The sequence below is a fragment of the Allosalinactinospora lopnorensis genome (assembly GCF_000981225.1).
GTDB lineage: Bacteria > Actinomycetota > Actinomycetes > Streptosporangiales > Streptosporangiaceae > Allosalinactinospora > Allosalinactinospora lopnorensis.
In genome coordinates, this window is record NZ_LAJC01000106.1 from 1 (window position 1) to 10,763 (window position 10,763).

9 protein-coding genes and 2 pseudogenes are annotated in these 10,763 nt (G+C 74.2%); 10 read left to right on the forward strand and 1 reads right to left on the reverse strand.

Annotated features, from left to right (window positions below; genetic code table 11):
• The 10 genes and pseudogenes from VS93_RS24465 to VS93_RS24505 all read left to right on the forward strand — a co-directional run.
• Positions 1-798 (forward strand): D-glycero-alpha-D-manno-heptose-1,7-bisphosphate 7-phosphatase (locus VS93_RS24465; protein WP_046472221.1); only part of this gene is annotated, 798 nt, incomplete at its 5' end.
• A gap of 85 nt (positions 799-883) precedes the next feature.
• A complete protein-coding gene (locus VS93_RS24470; protein ID WP_046472222.1) occupies positions 884-1,900 on the forward strand; it encodes a glycosyltransferase family 9 protein in 1,017 nt (338 codons plus the stop codon).
• The gene (locus VS93_RS24475) at positions 1,900-2,880 is read left to right on the forward strand and encodes a glycosyltransferase (protein ID WP_046472223.1); all 981 of its coding nucleotides are present in this window, start codon (positions 1,900-1,902) and stop codon (positions 2,878-2,880) included. The genes VS93_RS24470 and VS93_RS24475 overlap by 1 nt, the downstream gene beginning before the upstream one ends.
• Positions 2,877-4,189, forward strand: a pseudogene (locus VS93_RS33735) (glycosyltransferase). Before VS93_RS24475 ends, VS93_RS33735 begins: the two are co-directional and overlap by 4 nt.
• On the forward strand, positions 4,186-4,881 hold the full coding sequence (locus VS93_RS24485; RefSeq protein WP_082127168.1) for an SIS domain-containing protein: 696 nt from the start codon (positions 4,186-4,188) through the stop codon (positions 4,879-4,881). The pseudogene VS93_RS33735 and the gene VS93_RS24485 overlap by 4 nt, the downstream one beginning before the upstream one ends.
• Positions 4,878-6,104, forward strand: a complete 1,227-nt coding sequence (locus VS93_RS24490) for a bifunctional heptose 7-phosphate kinase/heptose 1-phosphate adenyltransferase (protein ID WP_082127169.1) — start codon at positions 4,878-4,880, stop codon at positions 6,102-6,104. The genes VS93_RS24485 and VS93_RS24490 overlap by 4 nt, the downstream gene beginning before the upstream one ends.
• Positions 6,029-6,199: pseudogene (locus VS93_RS32165) on the forward strand (adenylyltransferase/cytidyltransferase family protein); the annotation flags it as partial. The gene VS93_RS24490 and the pseudogene VS93_RS32165, both read left to right, overlap by 76 nt.
• Before the next feature lie 238 nt (positions 6,200-6,437).
• Positions 6,438-7,124 carry an SDR family oxidoreductase gene (locus tag VS93_RS24495; RefSeq protein WP_046472227.1) on the forward strand — a complete coding sequence of 229 codons (687 nt, stop codon included), beginning with the start codon at positions 6,438-6,440 and terminating at the stop codon, positions 7,122-7,124.
• The gene (locus VS93_RS24500) at positions 7,115-8,134 is read left to right on the forward strand and encodes a glycosyltransferase family 9 protein (protein ID WP_082127171.1); all 1,020 of its coding nucleotides are present in this window, start codon (positions 7,115-7,117) and stop codon (positions 8,132-8,134) included. The genes VS93_RS24495 and VS93_RS24500 overlap by 10 nt, the downstream gene beginning before the upstream one ends.
• A 9-nt stretch (positions 8,135-8,143) precedes the next feature.
• The gene (locus VS93_RS24505) at positions 8,144-9,127 is read left to right on the forward strand and encodes a UDP-glucuronic acid decarboxylase family protein (RefSeq protein WP_046472224.1); all 984 of its coding nucleotides are present in this window, start codon (positions 8,144-8,146) and stop codon (positions 9,125-9,127) included.
• Between the two features lie 25 nt (positions 9,128-9,152).
• Here the strand turns inward: VS93_RS24505 and VS93_RS24510 are convergent, their stop codons facing one another.
• On the reverse strand, positions 9,153-10,658 hold the full coding sequence (locus tag VS93_RS24510) for a vitamin K epoxide reductase family protein (protein ID WP_046472225.1): 1,506 nt from the start codon (positions 10,656-10,658) through the stop codon (positions 9,153-9,155).
• Positions 10,659-10,763 lie beyond the last annotated feature (105 nt).

A 10,763-nucleotide genomic window follows, 5' to 3' on the forward strand; every position in this document is an offset into this window, starting at 1 on the left:
CCGGAACCGCGCGGCGGCCCCGGAGGGGACGGTGCGGCGGTCCTGGCGGCCGCTTCCGGAGCGGTGTGGGCGGCGCTCACGGCCGACTTCGCCGCCCGCAGGGTGGCGCGGGCGTCGAGAACGCCCGCGGAGAGCGCCCGCCTGGTCCTCACCAGCCTCGCCATCCCGCCGGCCGCGTGCTGGTACCGCGCTCTCGGGGAGGTGCGGCACCGGCGCGTGCGTCCCGCCGGACCGCCGGAGGGGCACGGCCGCGCGCTTCCGCGGATGCCCGCGGCGGTGCTCTTCGACCGGGACGGCACGCTCGTGCACGACGTGCCCTACAACGGCGACCCGGCGCGGGTCGTCCCCGTCGAGGGCGCCCGGGAGGCGCTGGAGCGCCTGCGCGGGCGCGGTGTCCCTGTCGGCGTGGTGAGCAACCAGTCCGGTGTCGCGCGCGGCCTGGTCTCGCACGGCGACCTCGACCGGGTCAACGCGCGGATCGAGGAGCTTCTGGGCCCCTTCGACGTGTGGCGGCTGTGCGTGCACGGCGAGGAGGACGGCTGCTCGTGCCGCAAGCCGCGCCCCGGGCTCGTCCGGCGGGCGGCGAGATCTCTGGGTGTTCCCGCACGGCGCTGCGTGGTCATCGGCGACACCGGCGGCGATGTCGCCGCGGCCGCGGCCGCGGGGGCACGGCCGATCCTGGTGCCGAACGGGCGGACCCGGCCCGAGGAGCGGCGCGACGCCCCGGAGGTCGCCGAGACGCTCGGGGAGGCGGTCGAACTCGCGATACGGGGGGTGGACGATGAGGGGACCCGCTGAAGGCGGCGGAGTCACGCATCCGTCGCATCCGGGGGCTGGCGGGCCCGCCGCGCGGGGGTCGGCGGGACCCGTTCTGGTCGCGCGTATGGACAACGCGGGCGACGTTCTTCTTGCGGGGCCGGCCGTCCGCGCCGTCGCGCGGACGGACGAGGTGGCGCTGCTCGTCGGTCCGAACGGCCCGGCGGCGGCGGAGCTGCTGCCGGGCGTGCGGACGATCATCGAGTGGTGCGCCCCCTGGATCGACCCGGACCCGCCGCGGACCTCGCCGGAGCACGTGGACCGGCTCGTACGCGCGGTCGGCGGCGTCGCGCCGCGCGCGGCGCTCATCCTCACGTCGTTCCACCAGTCCCCGCTGCCGCTCGCTCTCGTGCTGCGCCTGGCCGGGGTGCCGTGGATCGGCGCGATCAGCGAGGACTACCCGGGGAGCCTGCTGAACCTGCGGCACCGCATCGACCGGGGCGGCACGGGCGAGATCCCGGAGCCGGAGCGGATGCTCTCCCTGGCACAGGCCGCGGGGTGGCGGCTGCGGCCGGGCGACACGGGTGCGCTCGGCCTCCGGCGACCGCTGCCCGACAGCGCCGCGGCGCCGCATCTGGCCGCCCTCACCGGGCCGCCCGGTTACGTGGTGCTGCACCCGGGGGCGAGTGTTCCCTCCCGGGCGCTGCCCGTGCAACGGTGCGTGGAGACCGTCGCGGAGCTGGCGAAAGCCGGACACCGCGTTGTCGTGACCGGCACGCCCGCCGAGCGGCGCCTCACGGCCGAGGTCGCCGGCGGCACGGCCGTCGACCTCGGCGGCCGCACGACCCTCGGCCAGCTCGCGCTGGTCCTCGACCGCGCCTCGGCGGTCATCGTCGGCAACACCGGTCCCGCGCACCTGGCGGCCGCCGCGGGAACCCCTGTCGTTTCGCTGTTCTCGCCCGTGGTCCCCGCTGCGCGGTGGGCTCCATACGGGGTGCCGAGCGTCCTGCTCGGGGATCAGGACGCCGCGTGCCGAGGCACCCGTGCCCGGGAGTGCCCGGTGCCGGGGCACCCGTGCCTGGCCTCGGTGGACGCGAACCGGATCGTCGCGGCCGTGACGCGGTTGATGGAGGCGGTGGCCTGATGAGAATCCTGCTGTGGCACGTGCACGGCTCCTGGACGACGTCCCTCGTCCGGAGGGATCCCGCGCGCGGCGCGCACACCTACCTGGTGCCGGTCACGCCCGACCGCGGGCCCGATGGCCGCGGGCGGGCCCGCACCTGGGACTGGCCCGACACGGTCGTGGAGGTGCCGCCGGAGCGGCTCGCCGATGAGCCGGTCGACGTCGTGCTCCTGCAGCGGCCGCACGAGCTGGAGCTCGCCCGGCGCTGGCTGCGGCGGGAACCGGGGCGCGACCTCCCCGCGGTCTACGTCGAGCACAACACGCCGCGCGGCTCCGCCCCGGAGACCGTGCACACCGCGGCCGGACTCGACGGCATCACCGTCGTCCACGTCACCCACTTCAACGCCCTGTTCTGGGACAGCGGACAGGCCCCCACCACCGTCATCGAGCACGGTGTCGTCGACCCCGGGCACCGCTACACCGGTGAGCTCGCACGCGCGGGCGTGGTGGTCAACGAACCCGTGCGTCGGGGACGCGTCACCGGGACCGACCTGCTGCCTGGGTTCGCCGAGGCCGCCCCTCTCGACGTGTTCGGCATGGGCGTGGCGGAGCTACCGCGCCGGCTCGGGGTCGCCCCCGAGCGCCTGATGCCGTTCGAGGACCTGCCCCAGCAGCGGATGCACGCCCGGCTGGCGATGTGCCGGCTCTATGTGCACCCGATCCGGTGGACCTCGCTCGGCCTCTCCCTGATCGAGGCGATGATGCTCGGACTCCCGGTCGTCGCCCTCGCCGCGACCGAGACGGTCGAGGCGGTGCCGGAGGGGGCCGGCGTCGTGTCCACGAACACGCGCACGCTCACGGACGCCATCGCCGTGTTCCGTGACGATCCCGCGCTGGCCCGGCAGGTCGGCAAGGCGGCGAGGAACGCCGCGCTCGCGCGGTACTCGGTATCGCGGTTCCAGGCCGACTGGGACGGCCTGCTCCAGGAGGTGACTCGATGAAGATCGCCATGGTGTCCGAACACGCCAGCCCTCTGGCCGCGACCGGAGGGGTCGACGCCGGTGGGCAGAACGTGCACGTCGAGGCGCTCGCCCGTGAACTGGGCGGCCGCGGCCACACCGTCACCGTCTACACGCGGCGCACCGGCACCGACGCACCGGAGACCGTGCCGTTCGCGCCCGGCGCCGCTGTCCGGCACGTGGCCGCCGGCCCGGTCCGGGAACTGCCCAAGGACGACCTGCTGCCCCACATGCCGGAGTTCGGCGACCGGCTCGCACGGGAGTGGGCGGAGCACCCGCCCGACGTCGTGCACGCCCATTTCTGGATGAGCGGGCTGGCCGCGCTCCGGGCGGTGAAGAGCACCGGCCGCGGTGCGCTGCCCGTTGTCCAGTCGTTCCACGCCCTGGGACACGTGAAGCGGCGCCACCAGGCGGCCAAGGACACCAGCCCGGAGCAGCGGATCGACAAGGAGCGGCGCATCGGCCGTTCGGCGGACGCCGTGATCGCTACCTGCTCCGACGACATGCGCGAATTGCGCTCCATGGGCGTCCCCGGGAAGCGGGTCACGATCATCCGTGCGGGGTCGATCTGGACCTCTTCACCCCGGAAGGACCGCGCGCGGGCACCGCCGGGAACGGCGACCGGCTGCGGCTCCTCTCCATCGGGCGCATCGTGGAGCGCAAGGGCGTCGACACGGTGATCCGTGCGCTGGCCTGGCTCCCGCGGGCGGAGCTGACGGTCGTCGGCGGCCCCGCCCCCGACGATCCCGCCCTATCGGGGGAGCGCGGCCCGGACGGCGAGGGCGATCCCGATGTGCTCCGGCTGCGCGCGGTCGCGGCGGAGTGCGGCGTCACCGGCCGGGTCCGGTTCACCGGCCGGGCGCCGCGTGCGGAGATCCCGGCCCTCATGCGCTCCGCTGACGCTGTGGTGAGCGTCCCGTGGTACGAGCCGTTCGGGATCGTGCCGGTCGAGGCGATGGCCTGCGGGGTCCCCGTTGTCGCTTCGCAGGTGGGCGGGCACCGGGACACCGTGATCCACGGCTACACCGGTCTCCTGCTGCCTCCCCGAGAGCCCAGGACGCTCGCGCTGGCACTGCACGAGCTGTCCCGGGACCCGGTCCAGCGTGAGTCCTACGGGATCTTCGCGGCGGAACGCGCCGCCTCCTGCTATTCGTGGGCGTTCGTCGCCGAACGGACCGAACGCGTCTACGGCGCCGTGCTGGCGGGTTCTCCGGTCTCCGAGGCGGCGCCGGAGCGGTCCGCGCACCAGCGCCCATCCGAACCGGCATCGTCCGCGGGGAGGACGCGATGAACACCCATCTCCGCTACCTGCAAGACGCGCTGAACGATGTCGACACCGCCCGGATCGAGGAGTGGGGGGAGCACCTCTCCGGTGTCCTCGCCCGCGGGGGACGGCTGCTGGCCTGCGGCAACGGCGGAAGCGCGGCCGAGGCCCAGCACCTCACCGGGGAGCTGGTCGGGCGGTTCGAGAAGGAGCGGCGCCCCTTCTCGGCGATCGCACTGCACGCCGACACCTCCAGTATGACGGCCATCTGCAACGACTACGGCGCCGCCGACGTCTACGCCCGCCAGGTGCGGGCGCACGGCCGGGCCGGGGACGTCCTGGTCTGCCTTTCGACGAGCGGCGCCAGCCAGAACGTGGTGAACGCCGCCGCGACCGGGCGCGCGACCGGAATGACGACGTGGGCACTGACCGGACGGTCCCCGAACGCCCTCGCCGATACCTGCGACGACGCGGTAGCGGTGCCGATCGGGCAAGTGTCGACGGTCCAGGAGGTGCACCTCGCGCTCATCCATGTGCTGTGCGAGGCCGTCGACGCGTCACTGTGCACGCCGCAAAGCGCCGCGCGGGCCCGCCCGGCTATGGGGACCGTCCCGTCCCGCGCGCGCTCAGCGGCGGGACCCCCGTTGGGGCAGGCGCACGGGGACGCGGCCTACTCCGCGCGCGGGCCCTCCGATCCGCACAGGGATGCCATGGAATGAGCAGAAGCTCCAGCAACGGCCACGCCAAGAGCACCGGTCCGCTCGTCGTCGTCGGGGACGCGCTGCTCGACGTCGACGTCGTCGGCAGCGCCGACCGGCTGTGCCCCGACGCCCCGGTGCCGGTCGTGGACTCCCACGAACGCCGCTACCGCGCCGGGGGCGCCGGCCTCGCGGCGCTGCTCGCGGCGGCCAAGGGCCACGACGTCGTCTTCGTGTCGGCGGTGGGCGGCGACCCGATAGGGGAGCGCCTCCGGGGCCTGCTGCGCGACCGGGTGGACCTGCTGCTGACGCCGATGAGCGGGACGACGCAGACCAAGATGCGGGTGTGGGCGAACGGCCAGGTCCTGCTGCGGCTGGACGAGGGGGACGGCCGGGCGGCAGGAGGCGACCTGGACTCCCGCGTGTCCGCGGTGATCCGGTCGGCGCGTGCCATCCTGGTCTCCGACTACGGGCGGGGCATGGCCGCGCACCCGGGGATACGGGAGCTTCTCGCCGCCAGGGCACCGGGGACGCCACTGGTGTGGGACCCGCATCCGCGCGGAACCGCGCCCGTCGCGGGCGCTGATGTGGTGACGCCGAACGAGGCGGAGGCGGCGGCCCTCGTACCGGCGCCCCCGCACGGGGCTTACGGCGAGCCCGGGCACGGACCGGTCGGCGACCACGACGACCCCGCGGCCCCCGGACCGGAGCCGGCGGCAGGCACCTCCCTGGACGAGATCGGGCGCCGGGCCGCCCACCTGCGCGAGTACTGGCAGAGCGCCTCGGTCGCCGTGACCGCCGCTTCGCGCGGGGTGGTCCTGGCGGACGGCGCGGCGGACCCGCGGCACCTGCCGCCGCCGCACGTCCTGGCGAACGGGGACGCCTGCGGGGCCGGGGACGACTTCGCGGCGACGGTCACCGCCGCACTGGGCGACGGCATGGCGCGCACCGATGCGGTGCGGGCGGCCGTCAACGCCGCGTCGCACTTCGTGACCGGCAGCGGAGCCGCGGGGATGGCCGCGGCGAGGAGTATCCGCCGCAGGGCGACGCCGCGGCCGTCCCGGGCCACGACGACCCGCTCGGGCTGGTGGCGGCCGTCCGCGCCGGTGGAGGCCGCGTCGTGGCGACCGGAGGATGCTTCGACATGCTGCACGCCGGGCACGCGAGCCTGCTCCGGCGCGCCCGCGCCCTCGGCGACGCGCTCGTGGTGTGCGTCAACGACGACGCCTCGGTGCGGCGCCTGAAAGGAGCGGGCCGCCCGGTCATGCCCGTCCGTGACCGGGTGCAGCTTCTCGAGGCACTCGGGTGCGTCGACGCCGTCCTCGTCTTCTCCGACGACACCCCGGCGGAGCTGCTGCACCAGGTGCGGCCCGACGTGTGGGTCAAGGGAGGCGACTACGAGGGCCGCTACCTGCCGGAGACCCGGGTGGTGCGCCGCTACGGCGGTGAGGTCGTCGTCCTCCCGCACCTGGCGCGGCGCTCCACCACAGCTGGTGAACGCGATCCGGGCCGGGCACTGAACGGCGGCGCCGCGGACGCGAGCGGCGCACGGCACAACGAGGGAAAGGCAGGTGACCATGGACGCTCTGGGCAACGTACTGATCACCGGGGGCGCCTCCGGGCTGGGGGCGGCCACCGCGGCAGCGGTCGCCGAAGAGGGGGGCCGGCCCCTGATCATCGACCGCTCCGGCATCACGGAGGACTACCCCTACGCACGCGCCGACCTGGCCGACCGGTCCCAGGCGGAGAGCGCGGTCCACCGGCTCGCCCAGGCGGAGGGCGGTATCGACGCCGTCTTCGCGGCCGCGGGCGTCGACTCCTGCGGCGCGCTCGACGACGTGCCCACCGAGGACTGGGAACGGGTCGTCAAGGTCAACCTGCTGGGGACCGCCGCCGTCGTCCGCGCGGCCCTTCCCTACCTGAAGGAGCGCGAGGGGGCCGTGGTGACCTGCTCCTCCACCCTCGGACTGCGGGCCGTCGGCGACGCCACCGCCTACTGCGCCTCCAAGTTCGGCGTCATCGGCTTCACCCGGGCGCTGGCGGCCGAGACCGCCGGCCAGGTCCGCGTAACGCTCCTCGTGCCGGGGGGCATGCACACCGCGTTCTTCGACGGCCGGCCCGAGCAGTACCGCCCGCCGGCGGACGCCAAGCTGAACCAGCCCGAGCACGTCGCCCGGGCGGTGCTGTTCGCGCTGCGCCAGCCCGCCGGCTGCGAGGTGCGCGAGCTGGTGGTGTGCGCCTCGGAGGAGGGGTCGTGGCCGTGACCCCGGACGCCGGGCGGATCCTCGTCCTGCGCGCCCTCGGGCTCGGCGACCTGCTGACCGCCGTGCCGGCGCTGCGCGCGTTACGCGCGCGCTTCCCGCGGCACCGGATCGTCCTGGCCGCGCCGCGGAGCCTCGAAGGCCTGGTTCCGCTGACGGGCGCGGTCGACGCCCTCGCACCGGCTTCGGGGCCGCAGGTCCCGCCGTGGTCCGGCCGGGCCCCGGAACTCGCGGTGAACCTGCACGGCAGCGGGCCGGAAAGTATCGAAGCCCTGCTGCGGCTCCGCCCGGGACGGCTGTGGGCCCACGCCCACCCGGACTTCCCGGACCTGGGCGGGCCCGTATGGCAGCCGGAGGTGCACGAGGTCTCCCGCTGGTGCCGCCTGCTGGAACACCACGGGGTGCCGGCGGAGGCCTCCGACATCGGTCTGCGGGCGCCGCCGGAGCCCAGCCCCCGCCCAGGTGCGGTCATCGTGCACCCGGGCGCGGCCCACCCGGCACGCCGGTGGCCGGAGGCGCGCTACGCCCGCCTCGCCCGATGGCTCGCCGAGCGCGGACACGACATCGTGGTGACCGGCACGTCGGCCGAGCGCCCCGCGGCCGAGCGCGTCGCGCGTCTCGCGGGGGTGCCGCGGAGCGCGGTCCTCGCCGGGGAGACCGGCGCCGCCGAACTGGCGGCGCTGGTGGCCGGGGCGGCCCTGGTGGTCTCCGGCGACACCGGGATCGCGCACCTGGCCACCGCGTACCGGATCCCGTCGGCCGTGCTGTTCGGCCCCGTCTCGCCGGCCACGTGGGGTCCGCCCGTCGACCGCCCCTTCCACGTCAGCCTCTGGGCCGGGCGGACCGGCGACCCGTTCGGTTCCGAGACAGACCCGGGGCTGCTGAGAATCACGACCACGCAGGTCACGGCCGCGGTCGAACGGCTGCTGGTCGACCACGTCGAGGGGGACATGCGCGGCCCCCCGAGGGCGGGGATCGCGAAAACGGCATCGCGGCATCTCGGTCATGGATGAGTGAGGCAAATGAGTGGACGCGAGATTCGACGAGCGATGGTCACGGGCGGCGCCGGGTTCCTCGGTTCGCATGTGTGCGAACGGCTTCTGGCACGCGACGTGAGCGTCGTCTGTATGGACAACTTCCTGACGAGCGGCCCGGACAACATCGACCACCTGCTGGACCATCGGTCGTTCCGGCTCGTGGAGTGCGACCTTACGTCGTTCGTGCACGTTCCGGGGGAGGTGGACCTGGTGTTCCACCTGGCCTCCGCGGCGTCCCCGGCGGACTACCTGAGATACCCCGTGGAGACCCTGCGCGTGGGAAGCATGGGGACGGCGCACGCTCTCGGACTGGCCCGGGAGAAGGAGGCCAGGTTCGTCCTGGCCTCGACGAGCGAGGTTTACGGGGATCCGCTGGTGCACCCGCAGCCGGAGACCTACTGGGGGAACGTGAACCCGGTCGGTCCGCGCAGCGTCTACGACGAGGCCAAGCGCTACGCCGAGTCGCTGACGACCGCCTACCGCAACGCGCGGGGCACCGACACCGCCATCGCCCGGATCTTCAACAGCTACGGGCCGCGGATGCGCCCCGACGACGGGCGGGCCATCCCGACCTTCATCGGCCAGGCGCTCGACCGGAAACCGCTGACGGTCACCGGGGACGGATCGCAGACCCGGTCCGTGTGCTACGTCGACGACACCGTGGCGGGTCTGCTCGCGCTCGCCTACAGCGGCGTCCCCGGCCCCGTGAACATCGGAAGCGCGCAGGAGTGCACGGTCCGGGAGCTCGCCGAGCTGATCCGCGACATCGCCGGCTCCTCATCCGAGCTGGAGTTCGTCGACCGGCCGGTCGACGACCCGGCGGTCCGCTGCCCCGATACGGCGCTCGCCCGGGAGCAGCTCGGCTGGTGGCCGCGGGTCGCGCTCGCGGACGGATTGGCGCGCACCGTCGCCTGGTTCGCGGCCGCCCCCTCCGGGCGGCACCTCCAGGGCATGCGGCAGGCCGGATAGCCGGCGGGCCGCGCCCGCGAAGCGGTCACGACCGCCGCCGTTCGGGCCAGCTCACGATCCGGTCCCAGCCGCCGTAGTCGTCGCGCACCGGACCCCGGGGCACTGACAACGCCATGATGACGAGTCCGGTCAGGGTGAGGGCCACCGTGTAGCCGGCACCGGCGCCGGTGAACCAGATCGCGATGGCGATCACCGCCCCGCCCGCGAAGGCGAGCAGCCGCAGCGGGCGCAGCACCTCGGCCATGGCCATGACCGTGGCGACGACCACGAACGTACCGCCGAGGTGGCCGACAGCGGCGGCGGCGCTGTCGATCTCGATGCCGAAGACGCCGGGCGCGGCGTAGAGCCACATACCGAGAACAGCGGCACCCACCAGGGCGATCGGCACCGACGCACCCCACAGCGACGACGCGGTGACCGATAGCGGGCGCTCGGGGAACTCCAGCATCTCCGGCGTCCGCTTATCGGGGACGCTGCCCTCGGACCCGCCGCCGAGCCAGAAGACCTTCCACCAGGATCCGCCCCGGTCGCCGCGCCGGTTGGCCTCGCGGACGTGCTGGCCCGCGGCCACCACCTCGTCGACCGTGAGGACTATCATCGGCAGGACCACGAGGCCGGCGACGAAGCACAGCGTGCACCAGGACTGCACCGCGACCGGCATGGACATGATGAGCGCGACGTGGCTGAGTCCGAGCGGGATCACCAGGATCCCGAACACCGCGACCATCCACGGTGACGTCCGCCATCGGGCCGCACCACCCATGAACACCAGAAGGAGTTCAAGGGAATAGGCGATCCCGCCGAGGCCGGCGTCCGAGATCGGCACGGCGTGCGACACGTCGGAGTCGAGTACCTCCTGCGTGCCGGTGGAGAACCCGAAGAGGGGATCCCAGACCTCCTCGATGTAACCGAGCTGGTAGGCCGCGAGGTAGCGCGAGACCATGAGCCCGGCGAAGGCGAAGACGACGAGTATCGCGCGCTGCGGCCGGCTCGACGGGTTGTAGCTCCATCCCCGCGGTGTCGAGGGACCCTTGACCACGAACCCGGGCTCGTTGGGCACACCGGGGATGACGACCGCCAGCGCGATGACGAGGATGCCGACGAGGCTGCTGTTGACGAAGCCGGAGGCGGTCGGCGCCCACAGCACGATGGGGGCGAAGAGCAGCCAGACACCGACGAGGCAGGCCCCCCACCAGGCGAGCGGCCGGTCCGGTCGCAGGGCCCACAGGCCGAACAGGACGAGCAGCACCCCGCTCGCGATGTCCGACCAGGTCATAAGGGAGGCGCGCAGCGCGTCCAGGGTCGCTTCCTCAGCGAACCAGACTCCGCGCCCACCGCTGGGAACGGACCACAGCTCATCATTGCGGTAGCCGAGGCTGGCCGGGGCCAGCAGCTGCCATATGCCGAGCAGCACCAGCGTCCACGGCACCCACAGGTATCGCCGCTGGTGGTCCCGCAGCCTCTCGTGCCGGTCCGCTCGTTCCCGCTCCGGTCGCTCGGTTCGCCCGACGTCCTTGACCCGTTGCGACATAGGTCAGTCCACTCCGCACTGCTGCACGCGTTTGTTCCGTTCGGGGCCCGCCCGCGGCGCCGTCACCGGCCGCGGCCGAGCCGCGGGAACAGCGCTGTCCGGCGC

Excerpts from the sequence above, each read along its gene's own strand:
- VS93_RS24470 (WP_046472222.1), top strand. The coding sequence starts at position 884 with ATGGACAACGCGGGCGACGTTCTTCTTGCGGGGCCGGCCGTCCGCGCC.
- VS93_RS24475 (WP_046472223.1), top strand. The coding sequence starts at position 1,900 with ATGAGAATCCTGCTGTGGCACGTGCACGGCTCCTGGACGACGTCCCTC.
- VS93_RS24485 (WP_082127168.1), top strand. The coding sequence starts at position 4,186 with ATGAACACCCATCTCCGCTACCTGCAAGACGCGCTGAACGATGTCGAC.
- VS93_RS24490 (WP_082127169.1), top strand. The coding sequence starts at position 4,878 with ATGAGCAGAAGCTCCAGCAACGGCCACGCCAAGAGCACCGGTCCGCTC.
- VS93_RS24495 (WP_046472227.1), top strand. The coding sequence starts at position 6,438 with ATGGACGCTCTGGGCAACGTACTGATCACCGGGGGCGCCTCCGGGCTG.
- VS93_RS24505 (WP_046472224.1), top strand. The coding sequence starts at position 8,144 with ATGAGTGGACGCGAGATTCGACGAGCGATGGTCACGGGCGGCGCCGGG.
- VS93_RS24510 (WP_046472225.1), bottom strand. The coding sequence starts at position 10,658 with ATGTCGCAACGGGTCAAGGACGTCGGGCGAACCGAGCGACCGGAGCGG.